Annotated in this window: 13 protein-coding genes and 1 pseudogene; 8 read left to right on the top strand and 6 right to left on the bottom strand. The window is 70.8% G+C overall.

Annotated features, from left to right (window positions below):
• Window positions 1–156: 156 nt before the first annotated feature.
• Complete coding sequence (dnaK, locus tag ACVTJA_RS17740; RefSeq protein WP_465837603.1) at window positions 157–1,764, top strand: molecular chaperone DnaK; 1,608 nt, start codon at window positions 157–159, stop codon at window positions 1,762–1,764.
• Between the two features lie 574 nt (window positions 1,765–2,338).
• On the opposite strand, the gene ACVTJA_RS17735 is transcribed toward dnaK, so the two are convergent.
• Window positions 2,339–3,106 (bottom strand): hypothetical protein, encoded by a 768-nt coding sequence (locus tag ACVTJA_RS17735; protein ID WP_465837601.1) that lies wholly within the window; start codon window positions 3,104–3,106, stop codon window positions 2,339–2,341.
• 49 nt (window positions 3,107–3,155) lie between these two features.
• Here ACVTJA_RS17735 and ACVTJA_RS17730 point away from each other — a divergent pair, with 49 nt between their 5' ends.
• Entirely contained in the window at window positions 3,156–4,145 is a 990-nt protein-coding gene (locus tag ACVTJA_RS17730) for a DnaJ domain-containing protein (protein WP_465837599.1), read from the top strand.
• A 24-nt stretch (window positions 4,146–4,169) separates the two neighbouring features.
• Complete coding sequence (locus ACVTJA_RS17725; protein ID WP_465837597.1) at window positions 4,170–4,925, top strand: CvpA family protein; 756 nt, start codon at window positions 4,170–4,172, stop codon at window positions 4,923–4,925.
• Between the two features lies 1 nt (window position 4,926).
• On the opposite strand, the gene clpX is transcribed toward ACVTJA_RS17725, so the two are convergent.
• Entirely contained in the window at window positions 4,927–5,997 is a 1,071-nt protein-coding gene (gene clpX / locus ACVTJA_RS17720) for an ATP-dependent Clp protease ATP-binding subunit ClpX (protein WP_465837595.1), read from the bottom strand.
• Between the two features lie 267 nt (window positions 5,998–6,264).
• Between clpX and speA the strand changes: the two genes are divergently transcribed.
• The gene (gene speA, locus ACVTJA_RS17715; protein WP_465837593.1) at window positions 6,265–8,280 is read left to right on the top strand and encodes a biosynthetic arginine decarboxylase; all 2,016 of its coding nucleotides are present in this window, start codon (window positions 6,265–6,267) and stop codon (window positions 8,278–8,280) included.
• Between the two features lie 79 nt (window positions 8,281–8,359).
• Here speA and ACVTJA_RS17710 read toward each other — a convergent pair whose 3' ends face one another.
• The 4 genes from ACVTJA_RS17710 to ACVTJA_RS17695 form a co-directional block, all read right to left on the bottom strand.
• Window positions 8,360–8,887 carry a hypothetical protein gene (locus ACVTJA_RS17710; protein WP_465837591.1) on the bottom strand — a complete coding sequence of 176 codons (528 nt, stop codon included), beginning with the start codon at window positions 8,885–8,887 and terminating at the stop codon, window positions 8,360–8,362.
• 106 nt (window positions 8,888–8,993) lie between these two features.
• The gene (locus ACVTJA_RS17705; RefSeq protein WP_465837589.1) at window positions 8,994–9,428 is read right to left on the bottom strand and encodes an OsmC family protein; all 435 of its coding nucleotides are present in this window, start codon (window positions 9,426–9,428) and stop codon (window positions 8,994–8,996) included.
• 31 nt (window positions 9,429–9,459) lie between these two features.
• Complete coding sequence (locus ACVTJA_RS17700) at window positions 9,460–10,683, bottom strand: deoxyhypusine synthase family protein (protein WP_465837588.1); 1,224 nt, start codon at window positions 10,681–10,683, stop codon at window positions 9,460–9,462.
• Window positions 10,684–10,740: 57 nt separating this feature from the next.
• Window positions 10,741–11,043: a hypothetical protein gene (locus ACVTJA_RS17695; RefSeq protein ID WP_465837586.1), complete on the bottom strand. Its 303-nt coding sequence runs from the start codon at window positions 11,041–11,043 to the stop codon at window positions 10,741–10,743.
• Window positions 11,044–11,224: 181 nt separating this feature from the next.
• Between ACVTJA_RS17695 and ACVTJA_RS17690 the strand changes: the two genes are divergently transcribed.
• From ACVTJA_RS17690 to ACVTJA_RS17675, 4 genes and pseudogenes are all read left to right on the top strand, one after another.
• Window positions 11,225–12,043, top strand: a complete 819-nt coding sequence (locus ACVTJA_RS17690; RefSeq protein ID WP_465837585.1) for a PHP domain-containing protein — start codon at window positions 11,225–11,227, stop codon at window positions 12,041–12,043.
• Window positions 12,044–12,124: 81 nt separating this feature from the next.
• Window positions 12,125–15,232, top strand: coding sequence for a tetratricopeptide repeat protein (locus ACVTJA_RS17685; RefSeq protein WP_465837583.1), 3,108 nt, complete (start codon window positions 12,125–12,127; stop codon window positions 15,230–15,232).
• Window positions 15,229–16,113, top strand: a complete 885-nt coding sequence (locus ACVTJA_RS17680; RefSeq protein WP_465837581.1) for a sigma-70 family RNA polymerase sigma factor — start codon at window positions 15,229–15,231, stop codon at window positions 16,111–16,113. Before ACVTJA_RS17685 ends, ACVTJA_RS17680 begins: the two co-directional genes overlap by 4 nt.
• A gap of 140 nt (window positions 16,114–16,253) precedes the next feature.
• Window positions 16,254–16,688 (top strand): annotated as a pseudogene (locus ACVTJA_RS17675) (hypothetical protein); the annotation flags it as partial.
• Between the last annotated feature and the right edge of the window lie 508 nt (window positions 16,689–17,196).

Raw genomic sequence — 17,196 nt, 5'->3', positions numbered from 1 at the left:
CCTCAAGCCAGCAGGCACGGCCCCTTGCCCCCTCGCTAAGTCCTTGAAATGGCTGGGCTTTGCTTGACCTGAAACGTTGACACGCCGGGGAGAGAGTCCTAACCTCCCTGCCCTTCACCGACGGACCTGGGCTCGCGGGTCTTCACCGGAGACGTAATGGCGGACGAGATCGCAATCGGCATCGACCTGGGCACGTCGTATTCATGCGTGTCGGTGGTCCAGGACGGTGGGCCCGTCGTCATCCCCAACGAGTGGGGCGAGACGACGCACGCCTCCTGTGTGTCCTTCCTCGAGGACGGCTCGGTGCTGGTGGGCAACGCGGCGAAGAAGAACATCATCACCAGCCCCGAGCAGACCGTCTATTCCGCGAAGCGGCTCATCGGCCGCTACTACTTCTCCGACGAGGTGAAGAAGGCGCAGGCGGTGATGCCGTACCGCATCGTCGAGGGCGACAACAACTCGGTGCGCATCGCCGTGGGGGCGCGGACGTACTCGCTGCCGGAAATCAGCGCGCTCGTCCTCAAGGAGATGAAGGCGGTGGCGGAGACGTACCTGGGACGCGAGGTGACGAAGGCCGTCATCACCGTGCCCGCGTACTTCAACGACAACCAGCGGCAGGCCACCAAGGACGCGGGCCGCATCGCCGGGCTGGAGGTGCTGCGCATCCTCAACGAGCCCACCGCGGCGGCGCTCGCGTACGGCTTCGGCCGCGACGTCAACCAGCGCATCGTCGTCTACGACCTCGGCGGCGGCACGTTCGACGTGTCCATCCTGGAGATCGGCAAGGACGTCTTCGAGGTGCTGGCCACCGCGGGTGACACGTACCTGGGCGGCGACGACTTCGACGACCGCATCATGACGTGGCTGGCGGACGACTTCCTGACGAAGACGCGGCTGGACGTGCGGCAGAACAAGTACTGCCTGCAGATGCTCAAGGAGGCCGCGGAGAAGGCGAAGATCGACGTGGGGCAGACGGGCCACGCGGACATCCTCTGCCAGGGCATCTGCCAGGACGCGCAGGGCAACATCATGGACCTGCGCGGCTCGCTCACCCAGGACCAGTTCAACCGGATGGTGATGGACCTGGTGCAGCGCACGTTCAAGGTCTGCGACGAGGCGCTGCAGAGCGCGCGCCTGACGGCGGCGGACATCGACGCGGTCATCCTGGTGGGCGGTCCCACGCGGCTGCCCATCATCCGCAACTCGGTGAAGCACTACTTCCAGAAGGACCCGCTGGAGGGCATCAACCCGGACCAGGTCGTGGCCATGGGCGCGGCGCTCCAGTCGCACGCGCTCTTGGACAGCAAGACGGAGACGTTCCTGGTGGACGTGACTCCGCTGACGCTGCGTATCGGCACGGTGGGCGGCTACACCGAGAAGATCATCGACAAGAACACGCCGGTCCCCATCGACCGCTCGAAGACCTTCACCACCAGCCGCGACGGCCAGGAGAAGGTGAAGATTCGCGTGTACCAGGGCGAGTCCAACCGCGCCGACGAGTGCGAGATGCTGGGCGAGTTCGAGTTCTCGGGCTTCCGCATCGGGTACCGCGGCGAGGTGAAGATTGAGGTCACCTTCGAAATCAACACGGACGGCCTGGTGAACGTGTCCGCGTGCGACACCGAGACGGGCCAGAAGACGTCGACGACCATCACCCTGTCGTCCGGCATGTCCGAGGCCGACATCCAGAAGTCCATCCAGTCGAACCGTGACACGCGGCTGGCTGGCCACAACACGAACGACCTGCCCGCCGTGGCCCAGTAAGGGGCCCCTGGACGCCGAAGATGTCCCAGCCTTCAGACCCCAGCACCGGCAAGCCGCCGGGAGCCCCGCCCGGGACGCCGGCGGCCCCCGCACGCCCCGCCGTCCCCAGGGTGACGGCCACCGTCCCCACGGTACCGTCCGCGCCCGCTCCGGGCGCCCCCCAGGCTCCGAGACCGCCGCTGGCTCCGGGCGCCGTGCCCGCGTCGCAGGGCACCGTGCCGCCTCGAGCCCCTGGAGCGGCCACGGCGGCCACGCCGCGCCCCGTGGTGACGGCGCCCGGCGCGCCGTCCGTGGCTCCGCAGCGGGCAACGGTGACGGGCGTTCCCGCCGTGGGCGCTCCTGCCACCGGTGCTGCTCCCGCCGCGCCTCAGCGCGCCACCGTGACGGGCGTTCCCGCAGTGGGCGCTCCCGCCGCCGGTGCTGCTCCCGCCGCGCCTCAGCGCACCACCGTCGCGGGCATTCCCGCCGTGGGCGCTCCCGCCGCGGGTGCGGCTCCTATGGCTTCGCAGCGCGCCACCGTGACCGGAATCCCCGCCGTGGGAGCTCCCGCTGCTGGAGCGACTCCCGGGGCGCCTCAGCGCGCCACCGTCGCGGGCATTCCCACCGTGGGCGCGCCCGCTGCCGGCGGGACTCCCACGACCCCGCGGGCCACCATCACCCCCCTCCCCGCCGCGGGGGCACCGGGCACCGTGCCTCCGTCCGCGCGTCCCACGGTGACGGCACCGGCGGTTGGCGCCGCGGCCTCGCCCCAGCAGGCCGGACGTCCGGGCGCTGATGCCAGCGGCACTGCCCCGCGCGGCACGCCCGCGATCACTCCCGCCGTGGCCACCGCGTCTGGCCCCGCGCCTCGAGGAACTCCGGCGACGCTGCCGTCCATCACGCCTGGCGTGCCCGGACAGCCACCTCCGCCCCCGGCAGCCGCCATGCAGCGCCCGCCGTCGGGCGCCGTGCCCGGCGTGTCACCCGCGGCCGCACAGCGCACGCCCACCGGCAGCGTTCCGCCCGTCGCGCCGGGGGTCGCTGCGGCCGCCGCGCGGCGTCCTCCCTCCGGAAGCGTGCCGTCCGTCGCCGCAGCCACCGTGACCACGGTGCCGAGCGCCGTGCCCTCCGTCGCTCCGGCCGTGCCCTCCGTCGCGGCGGCCACCGTGACCACGATGCCGAGCGCCGTGCCCTCCGTCGCTCCGGCCGTGCCCTCCGTCGCGGCGGCCACCGTGACCACGGTGCCGAACGCCGTGCCGCCCGTCGCTCCGGGCGCCGCTGCACCGGCAGCCGGCGTTCCGGCGGCGGCAACCGCCCAGCGTCCCGCCTCCGGCGCAGGCCCGGCCGCGGCCCCCGGCGCCACCGCGCGTCCTCCGTCCGCCGCGGGTCCTGTCCCGAGCGCCGGTGCCGCCGTGCGTCCGCCCATCGTGGGTGGAGGTGCCCCACGTCCGCCGCCCACGCTCGCGGTGGGCCAGGTGGCGCCGCCCGTGGCTCCGGCCTCGCCGCCCCAGCCTCGTCCTGGCGCGCGCCCCACGGTCTCCCTTCCCGCCCTCGCCCCCGCCGGCTCCGCGCCGCGTCCTCCGCCTCCGCCCGCCGTGGGCGGCGCGGTGCCGCCCGTGGCTCCTGCCGTTCCCGCGGTGCCCTCCGTCGCGCCCGCCGTGCCGGGCGTCGCTCCCGTGGCCGCGCGCGTCCCGGCCGTGCCCGGCATCGCCCCCGTGGTGCCGCCCATCGCCCCGGCCGCTCCGTCCGTGGCGCAGCGGGTGCCGCCTCCGCCTCCCGCCGCCGCGATGACGCCGCCGCCCCCTCCCGGCGCCGACAAGGGCCCGGGCCTGGACGCGCAGCAGCTCGCGGACCTGGAGGCGCGCTGCGCGAAGCTGGACCAGGTGGACTACTTCGAGGTGCTCCTCATCGAGAAGACCGCCGCGCCGGGGGACATCAAGAAGGCCTTCTACCGGGAGAGCCGCACCTACCACCCGGACCGCTTCTTCCACGTCGAGGACAAGGAGCTGAAGGAGCGCGTCCACGAGCTCTACAAGCGCGTCACCGAGGCCTATTACGTCCTGCGCGACGACACGAAGCGCAAGAAGTACCTCGCCGACCTGACGGGCCCCGAGCGCGCCCAGAAGCTGCGCTTCACCGATGCCTCCGAGGCGGAGACCAAGGCCGCCGCCAAGAAGGAGCAGGAGGAGCAGATCGGCACCCACCCCAAGGGGCGCCAGTTCTACGCGCAGGCCCAGAAGGACAGCGACGCCGGCAACCCCTCCGCCGCCGAGCGCAACCTCAAGATGGCCCTCACCTACGAGCCCTCCAACGCCCGCTACAAGGAGCGCCTGGCCGAGGTGCAGAAGCAGCTCCAGGACGAAGCGAAGAACAAGGGCGACTCCTCGTTCAAGATTCGCTGACGGCGCCACTTCCAGGACGGCACCATGGCATTCGACCTCCTCATCCTCGGCCTGGTGCTCTTCTTCGCCGTCATCGGCGCCTTTACCGGCGCCTCGCGGCAGGTGGCGAACTTCGTGGGCATCGCGGCGGCATACTTCGCCTCCAGCCGCCTGGGCCCCATCCTCGGCCCGAAGCTCGCGGCCTCACTCGGCAGCCCGCTGTTCCTCGGCATCATCGCGGGCTCCATCATCGTCTTCGTCGTCGTGTGGCTCGCGGTGCGCTACGCGCTGGGCGCGCTGCTCCTGCGCTTCCTCAGCACCGGCAAGCACAACGAGGACCGCAGCGTGGACCGCTTCCTCGGCTTCGCCCTCGGCGGCGCGAAGATGCTCCTCATCGCCTGGGTGGCGCTCAGCGCCCTCACCTTCTTCGAGCAGCACGTCGTGGTGGCCGGCCGCCGCGTCGGCCTCGCCACGCAGGACTCGCTGGCCCTCCGGGTGGCCCGCCGCTTCAACCTCTTCGAGATGACGCAGTTCTCCCAGGTGGGCAACCTCGTCCGCGTGGCCAAGGCGTCCAGCGACCCGGAAGCCGCCAGCCGCCTCCAGGAGGACCCCGCCTACAAGGCCCTGCGCAAGGACGCGCGCTTCCAGCAGCTGCTCCGGGACGACGCGCTGAAGCAGGCGCTCGCGAAGGGCGACACCGCCGCCCTGCTGCGCAACGACCTGGTGCTCCAGCTCATCCAGGACCCGGACGTGGCCGCCCGCCTGCGAGCGGCCGTCAAGGCGGCGGAGCACACGGACTGACTCACACGCCAATCTGCGCGGAGTCCAGCCCCACCAGCCGCTGGCGCACGAAGTCCGAGCCCACCTCCACGCGGCGGCGCCGGCGCTCGGGCGCCTCGAACATGATGTCCGCCATCACGAACTCCAGAATCGAGCGCAGCCCGCGGGCCCCCAGCCCGCGCTCCACCGAGTAGCGCACCACCTCACGCAGCCCGCCCTCGGTGAAGTCCAGCTCGATGTCGTCCATGGCCAGCAGCTCGCGGAACTCGCGGACGATGGAGTCGGGCGGCTCCGTCAGCACCCGGATGAGCTCCGGCTCGCCCAGCTTCTCCAGCTGCACCACCACCGGCAGGCGGCCGAGGAACTCCGCCAGCATGCCGAAGTCCACCAGCTGCTTCGTCGTAATCCGCCTCCGCGAGCGCTTCGCCGCATCCTCCGCGCCGAAGCCCATGGCCCGGCTGCCCTCGTCGCCGTAGTCGTGCAGGTCGCTGAACGTCCCCGCGCAGATGAAGAGGATGTCGCGCGTGTCCACCTGCACGAAGTCGCTCTTGTTCCACGCCTGGGTGACGTTGAGGGGCACGTACACCTCGCGGCCCTCCAGCAGCTTCAGGAGCGCCTGCTGAACGCCCTCGCCGCCGATGTCGCGGCTGCCCGCGCCGTTGCGCGCCCCCTGCGAGCGGCGGGCAATCTTGTCCACCTCGTCGATGAAGATGATGCCCCGCTGCGTGTCCTCCACCGAGTGGTTCGCCTTGAACAGGAGGTCCGAAATCATCACCTCCACGTCCTTCCCGTAATAGCCGGCCTCCGTGTACTCGGTGGCGTCCACGGTGGTGAACGGGACATGGAGGATGTCCGCCAGGTTCCGCGCGATGTGCGTCTTGCCGCTGCCGGTGGGGCCAATCAGTAGGATGTTGGACTTCTTGATGAGCGACGTCCTGCGCAGCCGCCGCGCCTGCACGCGCTTGAGGTGGTTGTGGGCGGCGATGGCCACCGCGCGCTTGGCGGCATCCTGGCCGATGACGAAGCGGTCCAGCCGCTCGAAGATTTCCCTCGGGGTCAGCACCGCGTCTTCCCTGCGTGCGGACGACTCCATGAACCCTCCCCTTCTATCCACGCGTCCTCCCGGACCTATGGACAAAGGGTAGGAATTGAATGGAAGGCTCGCCTGCGGGACGACAGGCACCAGAATGTAACAGTGCCCGCCCGCCTGCCCTTCTGGCGGCCGGCGGATGCCTCGGAGCCCGCCTGCCCGCCCTGGCGGCAGGCGACTGTTGATCGCGGTGTTGCTTTCCTATAGTTCCCGCGCCCTTCCGTTGTTCACGGGAGTCACCCCCTCTTCATAGGGAGCCTCGAGACGCCGATGCCCGCAAACGCCCCTCCGCACCGCTGGACCCTTGCTGACGCCCACGAGCTCTACGGAATCCGCAACTGGGGCAACCCCTACTTCGGCATCAACGACAAGGGCCATGTGTGCGTCCATCCGGACGGGCCGCAGGCTCCCAGCATGGACCTGAAGGACCTGGTGGACGAAGTCCGCCGCCGGGGCATCGGCCTGCCGCTGCTGCTGCGCTTCACGGACGTGCTGCGCCACCGCGTGGTGCACCTCAACGAGGCCTTCCGCAAGGCCATGGCCGACCAGGGCTTCAAGGGCGGCTACCGGGGCGTGTACCCCATCAAGGTGAACCAGCACCGCTACGTGGTGGAGACCATCATCGACGCGGGCAAGCCCTACAACTACGGCCTGGAGGCCGGCAGCAAGCCGGAGCTGCTCGCGGTGATGGCGCTCCTCGACAACGAGGACGCGCTCGTCATCTGCAACGGCTACAAGGACGAGGAGTACATCGAGACGGCGCTCTTCTACTCGCGCCTGGGCCGCAACGTCATCCTCGTGGTGGAGAAGCCCAGCGAGCTGCCGCTCATCGCGGAGGTCTCGCGCCGCACGGGCATCGCCCCGCGGCTGGGCATGCGCGTGAAGCTGTCCACGCGCGGCGCCGGCAAGTGGGAGGCGAGCGGGGGTGACCGCTCCAAGTTCGGCCTCTCCTCCTCGGAGCTGATGAGCTGCATCAGCTTCATGAAGGAGACGAACATGCTCGGCTCCTTCGAGCTCTTGCACTTCCACCTGGGCAGCCAGATTTCCAATATCCGCAACGTGAAGAACGCGCTGCGCGAGGTGGGCTGCTTCTACGTGGAGGTGGCCCGCCAGGGCGCGCCGCTGAAGTACCTGGACGTGGGCGGCGGCCTGGGCGTGGACTACGACGGCTCGCAGACGAACTTCGCCTCCTCCATGAACTACACGACGGAGGAGTACGCCAACGACGTGGTGTTCGGCGTCATGGAGGCGTGTGACCGCGCCGGCGTGCCGCACCCCACCCTCGTGTCCGAGTCCGGCCGCGCGGTGGTGGCGCACCACGCGGTGCTGGTGGTGGACGTGCTGGGCACCAGCGAGTTCGACCCGGCCCAGGTGCCGGACAAGCTGGACGACAAGGCCCCGTCCGTCGTGCGCAACCTGATGGCCACCTTCAAGGAGGTCACCAACAAGAACCTCCTGGAGGCGTGGCACGACGCCCAGGACGCCAAGGAGGAGAGCCTCACCCTCTTCTCGCTGGGCCACCTGTCGCTGGAGCAGCGCGTGGCGGCGGAGAACATCTACTGGGCCACCTGCCACAAGATTCTGCGCATCGCGAAGGAGGCGGGGGAGATTCCGGAGGAGCTGGAGTCGCTGGAGAAGTCGCTCAGCGACACCTACTTCTGCAACTTCTCCGTGTTCCAGTCACTGCCGGACTCGTGGGCCATCGACCAGCTCTTCCCGATGATGCCCATCCACCGGCTGGCGGAGAAGCCGACGCGCCGGGCGACGCTCGCGGACATCACCTGCGACTCGGACGGGAAGATTGAGCACTTCATCGACAAGCGCGAGGTGAAGGACGCGCTGGAGCTGCACGCGCTCAACGACGACGACTACTACCTGGGCATCTTCCTGGTGGGCGCGTACCAGGAGATTCTGGGCGACCTGCACAACCTCTTCGGCGACACGCACGCAGTGCAGGTGTCGCTGGGGCCCAACGGCGGCTACCTCATCGACAACGTGGTGGCGGGCGACACGGTGACGGAGGTCCTCAACTACGTCAGCTACAACAAGGACGACCTCGTCGCGAAGCTGCGCAAGTTCACCGAGCTGGCGCTGCGCAACGGCCGCATCAGCCTGGACGAGTCGCGCAGCCTGCTGCGCATGTACGAGGACGGCCTCTCCGGCTACACGTACCTGGAGCGCGAGGTGGACGCGAGCTTCGCCACCAGCGCCAACCAGCTCCGCCTGGTGCCCCAGCCCAACACCGGCTCGGGCCAGCGCAACACGCTGCCTCCGTCGGGCACCTGAGGGCGCTGAAGCCCCGAGACGCTGAAGCAGTCCCATGGAGCCCCCTGCCGCGCACGCCGCGCCAGGGGGCTTCGTACGTCTACAGGTTGGCGATGACGGGCTCCCCCGCGCCGAAGGGCACGGGCTCGTCGGCGAAGGCCACGTCGGCGGCGCGGGCGCGCAGGTGCTGGAGCGCCTGCTGCTGCGACTCGCCGCGGGCAATGAGGGACTCGAAGTCGAAGCCGGCCAGGCGCGTGTCCTTCGCGGACAGCCGGGCCAGGGTGCGCCACAGGGACAGGCGCCCCTCGGTGGCGGTACACAGCCCCTCCAGCTCCACCAGCCGGCTCAGCGGGGAGTAGCGCACCAGGGAGCCGTTGAGCTTCAGGCGCGCGAGCTTCTCGACGACCCACGCGCCGCGCTTCTTGAGCGGGTCCTCCTTCAGCTCCAGCGCCTGCATGACGGAGCGCAGGACGGACTGGTCATGCCTCAGCTCGGGGATGAACGCCGCGAGGTAGCGGCCCACCGGGTTGCTGCGGTTCTCCGACTCCGTGCGGACCGCCAGCTCGATGCCTCCCACCGAGCCCGCCAGGTGGTCGTTGAGATAGATGCCCAGCCGCTTCGCGTCCATGCCCTGCCCTCCGGTTGCGCACTCCCGCAGCCCCGGAGGGTGGGCATGGCCCGGCCCCCTGGCAGCAGGGGCCAGGGGGCTCGGCCGTGGGGCAGGCGGGCGGGCGTCAGTCCGGGTAGCTGAACGTCAGCGGCAGCTTCACGTCCGGGTGGAGGCTGCGGGCCACGGGGCAGCCATGGGCAATCTCCTCCAGGCGCTTGCGTTGGTCGGCGGACAGGCCCGCCGGCATCTGGAGCGCCATCACCAGCTCACCCACGCGGCGCGGCGGGGGCGTCATCCGCTTCTCCACGCGGCCCGTCACCTCGCCCAGGGTGATTCCCTCGCGCGAGGCGAACAGGTGCATGGTCGTCACCGCGCAGGACAGCAGCGCCGCGGCCAGCATGTCCGTGGGCGAGAAGCTGCCGCCGGTGCCGCCGTTGTCGCGCGGCGCCTCGGTGACGACCACCGAGCCGGACGGGCCGTGGGTGAGCTGCGTCTTGAACTGGGGCTGGCTGACCACGGTCATCACCACGCCCGTGGCGGGGGTCTGCGGCTGGCTCATGTCGGCGCTCCTGAGGGGTGAATCCGCCTTTTCAGCGGACGAAGGCCTCGTGCTTCTGGGTGTCGTCCTTGGTGGAGGGCTCCGCGTCCTCCACGCTCCAATCCAGCGTCTTCATCAGCGACTTGCGGCGCTTCTGCACGTCCGCGTCGAGGAAGGAGATGGCGTCCGCCATGCGGTCCATCAGCCGCATCGGCTTGCGCTTGTTCTTCGGCTCGCTGAGCAGCGCGTGCGTCAGCCAGGGGAACACCGCCGTCACGTCGGTGTGCACGTAGACGGAGCCCGTCTCCACCGCCTCCACGGACACCTTGCCCCAGGTGTGGCCCTCGCCGGCGGGGCAGCTGGACAGCGCGCCGTTGTCCACCGGGTCCACGCAGAACTGCACGTCGATGTCGAAGCCCGTGGTGGGGACGTTGAGAATCTGGTCCAGCAGCGGCTCGCCCTGCAGCGTGTAGTTCTTCGGCACGCCGCCGCCCAGAATCCAGATGGCCAGCCGCTTGCTGCCATTGTGCCGGCAGAAGTGCTGCATGGCCGCCATGGAGTAGACGTCGTCGTTGATGTCGAGCTCGAACTTGAACTCGTCACCGAGCAGCCGCTTCAGCTTGACGATGTTGAGGAAGATGGAGCCGTCCTGCACCGCGCCCACCCAGATGGGCACCGCGTGCTTGTACGCCGTGGACAACAGCGACGGCTGCTTCACGCCGAGCTTCTTCTCAATCTGGTAGATGGCCTTGCCGAGCAGGTAGTGGAACTCGGGCGTGGTCATCTTCCGCTGGAACTCGGGGCCCCGGATGATGGCGGAGAAGAGCCGGTCCGTGTCGAGCAGCGCCTCCTCCCAGAAGCCCAAATCATAGATGCGGATGATGCGCGCCAGGCGGTACTGGAGGTCGCCCGCGTTGGGGTTCACCTCGCGGATGGCGTGGCCGATGATGCGGTGGGCGTCGTGGTAGAGGTTGGCGCCCGTCGTGGTAATCGCGCTGATGACGCCCTTCTCGATGAGGGGGATGAGGCAGCTCTGGTGCAGGCCCGCGGGCGTCATGGCGCCGGAGAGCGTGAGGAAGATGGAGGCGTCCTGCTCCATGGACTGAGACATCAGCTCGAAGGCCGTGCGCTCCTGGCGGCCCACGTAGGCGCTGAAGGCGTGGGCGAGCAGCTCCGACGGCTTCTCCTTGCCGGTGATGGGACGGGGGTCAGCCTTGCGCGCCCCGGAGTACGCGGCGCGAAGGGACTTCTTCGGGTTCGAGGAGGTCTTGGCCATGGCGCGGCGACATAGCACCCCGCGCCCCCCATGGGGAGCGCCGGGTGCGCCCCGCTGCTACTTGCCGCGCTTCCTACCGCCGCCGGTGGCGTTGCCGCCGTTGTCGTCGGCGGCGTCCCGAGCGCGTTCCGGCTCCGGAAGTCCCAGCACCCGGTCCCTCACCTGCTCGGCGGACAGGTGCGCGGTGTCGGACACCACACAGGAGACATAGGCCAGCTCCGCCAGCGCGCGCCGCGAGCGCTCGCGCACGGCGGGGTCGTCCGAGCCCAGCTCCTCGGAGGCGGCGGAGACGTAGCTGCTGGCCAGCGACTCGAAGAGGTACACCCGGTTCTCGATGGTCGTGTCGTTCTTCTTGCCCATAGGCCGGCCACTCTAGGCACCGGCTCCAGGGACCGCGAGGTCGGCTTCGACACACCGTGAGGGACTGTCCACCCTGGACATTCGGGCCGCTGCACCGGCGCGTCCAACGTCTTAAGTTGGTGTGAAAGCGTGCATGCTTCACGTAGGTGTGAGGTGCACCACCCGCCCCTGGGAGCCCGCCTTGATTGACCTGCACTCGCACACCACCGCCAGCGACGGGCAGTACCCGCCGTCGGAGCTGCTGGCGCGCGCGGCGGCCGCCGGGGTGACGGTGCTGGCGGTGACGGACCACGACACGGTGGCGGGGCTGGAGGAGGCGGCGGAGGCGGCGCGCGCGCACGGGGTGGAATTGGTGCCCGGCATCGAGCTGTCCGCCTTCATCCACGGCCGCGAGGTGCACATCCTCGGGCACTTCCTGCGGCCGGACGACGAGGACATCGCCCGCTTCGCCGAGCGACTGCGCAAGGAGCGCGACACGCGGATGGAGGCCATGGTGGAGCGGATGCGGCAGCTCGGCTATCCCGTGCACATGGAGCACGTGCGCGCGATGGCGGGCAACGCGCAGCTCGGGCGGCCGCACCTGGCGCGGGTGCTGGTGGAGAAGGGCTGGGCCGTGGACGTGAGGGAGGCCTTCGACCGCTTCCTGGGTACGCGGGGCGCGGCCTGGGTTGACCGGTACAAGCTGGACGGCGCGGAGGCCATCCGCCTCATCCGCAATGCCGGCGGCACCGCGACACTCGCCCACCCCGGCTCCTCGCGCATGGAGCGGCTGGAGATTCGCGCGCTGGCGAAGGCCGGGCTGGCCGGGCTGGAGGTGCTCCACTCGGACCACAACCCCAGCGTGCGGCAGAAGTACCTCGCGCTGGCGAAGGAGCTGGACCTCGTGCCCACCTCCGGCAGCGACTTCCATGGCGAGGCCGTCTCCCCCGACCACAAGTTCGGCGACGCCGCCATGCCGCCGGAGCTCTTCGCGAAGCTCCGCGCCCGCGCCTCGGCGTGAGCCTCGGGGTGGCTTCCACCCCATGCCGCAAATTCCAGGGAAAGAAGAGGGGTCCGGGTTTTTGCTACGCTCCCCATCTCCATGGAGTGCCCGAGCGAGACGACACTGAGCGACTTCCTCGAGGGCCAGCTCCCCGAGGCGGAGCGCGCGCGCGTCCTGGCGCACGTGGAGGGCTGCGAGGCGTGTCAGGAGCAGGTGGCCATGGGGACCAGCTCCGAGCCGGGCGTCCCGGAGCCCCCCGGGGAGCCGCCGGCGCTGGCCCAGGGCGCCACCCTGTCCCGCTACGTGGTGCTGGAGCGCATTGGCCGGGGAGCCATGGGCGAGGTGTACGCGGCCTATGACCCGGAGCTGGACCGGCAGGTGGCCCTCAAGCTGCTGCGTCCGGAGGGGCGCCACCTGGAGGACTTGCGCGTGCGGCTGCTGCGCGAGGCCCAGGCCCTGGCGCGCCTCGCGCACCCGCATGTCGTCACCGTGCACGACGTGGGCGTGGCCGGGGACTGTCTCTTCCTGGCGCTGGAGCTCGTCGAGGGCACCACCCTCTCCGAGTGGCTGAAGACGCCGCGCCCGTGGAAGGAGGTGCTGCGCGTCTTCCGCGACGCGGGGAGCGGGCTCGCGGCGGCGCACGCGGCGGGCCTCGTGCATCGCGACTTCAAGCCGGGCAACGTCCTCGTCGGGCATGACGGCCGGGTGCGGGTGACGGACTTCGGCCTCGCGCGCCCGTCCAACCGGTGGCTGAGCCCTCGCGGAAGCCCCGGGTCCGTGCCGCGCGCTCCGGACGCCCCGGCGCCGCTGACGCGCACGGGCGCGACGGTGGGCACGCCGGCCTACATGGCGCCGGAGCAGCAGCAGGGCCAGGGTGTGGATGCCCGGTCGGACCAGTTCAGCTTCTGCGTCGCGCTCTACGAGGCCCTGTACGGCGTGCGCCCCTTCGAGGGCTACAGCCCGGAGGCGCTGGCGCGCTCGGCGCGCGAGGGACGCCTGCGTGCGCCGGAGCGCGAGTCGAAGGTGCCCGCGCGGGTGCGGCGCGCGGTGATGCGCGGCCTGCTCGCGCGTCCGGAGGAGCGCTTCCCCTCCATGGACGCGCTGCTCGCGGAGCTGGCGCCGAGGACCCTGCACATCCGCACCTGGATGGCGGCCTCCGCCGGAGCGGCCAGTCTCGTGGGCCTCACGGTGGGCTACGTGGTGGCACACCGCGACGAGGCGAGATGCGCGCAGGAGGCGGACAAGCTCGCCACCGTCTGGAACCCCGAGCGGCGCGAGCGCATCCACGCGGCCTTCCTCGCCACCGGCAAGCCCCATGCGGCCTCCGCGTGGGAGACCGTCTCCACCGCGCTGGACACTCAGGCCTCCGCGTGGCGCTCGCTGCGCACCGTCTCGTGCCTCGCGGCGCGCGATGCCAGCAGCACCACATGGCAGACGGCGGCGTGCCTGGACGCGCGGCTGTGGCACCTGGCCGCCATCACCGACGTGCTGGAGAAGGCCGACGCGCAGACGGTGCAGAACGCGCCGCAGCTGGTGGCCTCGCTGGAGGGCATCTCCGGGTGCAAGGACGCGCCCGCCCTGACGACGCGCCCGCAGCCTCCGGACGCGCTGCGCCCCCGCGTGGATGCGGCCCGCCGCCGGATGGCGGATGCCCGGGCGCGCATGGAGGTGGGCAACCATGCCTCGGCGCTCGAAGTCACCACGGCGCTGCTCCAGGACCTGAAGGGGCTCGACTACCGCCCGCTGGAGGGCGAGGTGCTCACGATGCACGGGTACCTGCTCGGCCTCACCGGCAAGCCGAAGGAGGCCGAGGACATCCTCTACAAGGCCCTGTGGGCGGCCGAGGCCGGGCGCGACGACGAGACGGTCGCGCGCGTCTGGACGCTGCTGCTCTGGGTGGTGGGTGACCAGATGGCGCGGATGGACGAGGCCAACCGGCTCGTGCACCACGCGCGCGCCGCCGTGGAGCGGCTGGGCCGTGAGCGCTTCCCCGCCATCGCCATGGACCTGCACCTGCGCATGGGCGGACTGCGGCTCGTGCAGGGCAAGCTGGACGAGGCGGAGGCGGAGTACACGCAGGGGCTGGAGCTGTCGCGCAAGGCCACCGGCCCCGAGCGGCTGCGCACCTTCTACTTCCTCTCCGGGCTGGGCCGCGTCCGCTCGCGCCAGCTCCGCTCCGAGGAGGCGCTCGAGCTGTACCAGCGGGCCCAGGCCTATGCGCTGAAGGAGCGGCAGTGGAGTCCCGAGCATCCCGCGCTCGCGCTCAACCTCAACAACGTCGCCTCGGAGCTCGTCTCCCTGGGCCGCACGAACGAGGCGCTGGCCACGTTCCAGCGCTCGCTCACACTGCTGGAGACGGCGCGCGGCAAGGACCACCCGAGCCTCGCCGCGCCGCTCAACAACCTCGCGGTGTTGCTGCGGCGCGAAGGACGCCTGGATGAGGCGCGGCAGCATGCGCAGCGGGCGCTCGCCCTGTTCGAGCGCAGCAAGGGCCCCAACCACCCGAGCACCGTCACCGCGCTCGCGGCGCTGGGGATGGTGGCGTACGATTCGCGGCAACTGGACGAGGCGCTCGCGTACAACCAGCAGGCGCTGGAGCGCATCCAGCGCGGCCTGGGCGCGGACACGCCGCGCGCGGAGATGGCGCTGCGCAACCTGGGCCTCATCCATCTGCGCGCGGGGCGGCCCGAGGAGGCGCGGCGGAGCCTGCAGCGCGCGGTGACGCTGCTGGAGAAGGAGAACGGCCCTGACAGCGCGGTGGCGACGGGTGCGCTGAGGGACCTCGCGCGGGTGGACCTGGCGACGGGAGCCTGGAAGGCGGCGCTCGCGCGGTGCCAGCGCACGTTGAAGCTCGACGAAGAGACACAGGGCGCGGAGAACCCGGACACCGCGCTGGACCTCGCGTGCCTGGGGGAGGCGCAGCTCGGCCTGGGAGCGCCGGAGGAGGCCGTACCGCTGCTGGAGCGCGCGCGGCGCATCGACACGAAAGCGCGGTTGGACCGGCGCGACGCGGCCCGCGTGTCCTTCCTGCTGGCCCGTGCGCTGTGGGAGCGCCGCTCGCCCGAGGCGAGGAAGCGCGCGATGGACCTGGCCCGCGAGGCCCACGACTGGCTGGAGGCACAGGGCCTCCGCGGGCGCGTGGAGTTGCGAGAGGTGACGGCATGGCAGGCGAAACATCCGCCCACCGTGAGCGAGGCCACCCGATGACGTCCGGCGCTCTCACGGAGCAATTGCTGTCACACGTGCCTTCCGCGCAGCGGGACGCGCTGCGCACGGTGTCCGACCTGGAAGCCCTGCTGGAAGGGCACCTCGCGAAGGGCCGCGAGGCCTGGCCCGACGTGACGCTCACGCCGGAGCAGTTCCTCCGTCACCTCGCGCGTCACCTCCACTCCGAGGGCCCGGCCGAGGACGCGCTCCGCCACCTGCGCGCCGCGGACCTGTACCTCGCATGCGCGTGCGCCGCGGGCGAGCCCCAGGCCCTGCGGCACTTCGAGCATCACGTGCTGTCCAAGGTCGCCTCGCGTCTGAGCTCCTCACCCGGCGTCACGCTGGACGAAGTGCTCCAGGTGACGCGTCAGCGTTTGTTCCTGGGTGTGGCGGGGTCTTCGCCCAAGATTGCCGAGTTCTCCGGCCGGGGCGCGCTGAGCGGCTGGGTGCGCATCGTCGCCTCGCGCATCGCCCGCGAGCTGCGCAGCCAGGCCGGCCGTCAGGAATTGGGCTCCGAGGCCCCGCGGGCCCTGGAGCGCCTGCTGTCCGGCGGCGACCCGGAGCAGGACCTGCTCCACGCCCACTCGCGCCAGGCGCTCACCGAGTCCCTCCAGTCCGCCCTCGCGGAGCTCACCGAGCGCGAGCGCGCCCTGCTCCGCCTGCACCACCTGCACGGCCTCACCATGGATCGCATCGCAACCATGTACGGCGAGCCCCGCTCCAGCATCGCCCGCCACGTCGCCCAGGCCCGCGAGAAGCTCCTCAAGCGTACCCACCGCGAGCTGGCCGCGCGCTTGAAGCTGAATGGACAGGAATTGGAGAGTCTTCTGGGACTGGTCCAGAGCCGGCTGGACCTCAGCCTCCACCGGCTGATGGACTGACGCCGCACTGTCTGTGATTCAGCGGATGCAATTGATTTCCCCTCGTGGAGAGGGGATTCTCTGCCCGTTCCGCAGGCGGGAGGGGCCCCCGGCCATGCGTGCAATGACGGGCGCACCGCGGAACTTCCGGAGACTGTGTCATGCGAAGCGGGCAGCGGCTGCTGTGCGGGTGGATTCTGGCGTTCGTCCTGGTCGGCTGTGAAGCGCCCACGGCCTCGAAGCCCGAGGCGCGGGAGGAGTCGCGCACGGCCAGCGCCGCGCTTCAGGGGCAGGTGCTCCAGCTCGTGCGGGACCTCAACGCCCGGCCGGAGACCGAACTCCAGCCCTACAGCCCGACGGACCTGGTTGTCATTGGGGACACCGTCTTCTTCGAGGGAGTCGGAAACGGCGGCCGTGAGCTCTGGAAGAGCGACGGCACGATGGCGGGAACGCAGCTCGTCAAGGACCTCAGCCCGGGCGAGGACGGTACCGACATCCTGGAGCTCACCGCCGTGGGCAACACCCTCTTCTTCGTCGCGGACGACGACCGGACGGGCCGCGAGCTCTGGAAGAGCGACGGCACCTCCGAGGGCACCGTGCTCGTCAAGGACATCCTCCCCGGGAAGAGCTCCTCCAACCCCGAGCTCCTCACGGCGCTCGGCGACCTGCTCTTCTTCCGGGCGAGGGGCGAGCACAGCGTGCCGGAGCTCTGGGTCAGCGACGGCACCGCCGCGGGCACAGTGATGCTCCGGCCGCCCGTCTCTATCACCACGTACCTTCCCTCCAACCTGACTCCGGTGCCGGCACTGGGCCTCCTCTTCTTCTCGGCCACCGACAACACGCGCGGCGTGGAGCTGTGGTGCACCAACGGCACGCCCGGGGGCACCTTCATGGTCGCGGACCTCAACCCCATGCGGGGCGACTCCAATCCCACGCTGCTCACCGCCTTCGGTGACTCACTCGTCTTCCATGCGTATTCGCCGACGCATGGCCAGGAGCTGTGGCGGACCCAGGGCATGGCCGGCGATGTCATGCTGGTGAAGGACCTCGTCCCCGGCACGGCGGGAAGCAACGTGAGCAACCTCGTCTCCGCCGGCGATGTCC

The sequence above is a fragment of the Pyxidicoccus sp. M6 genome (assembly GCF_055568925.1).
The sequence above is the reverse complement of the archived record's forward strand: the minus strand, read 5'-3'. Positions and strand labels throughout refer to the sequence as shown.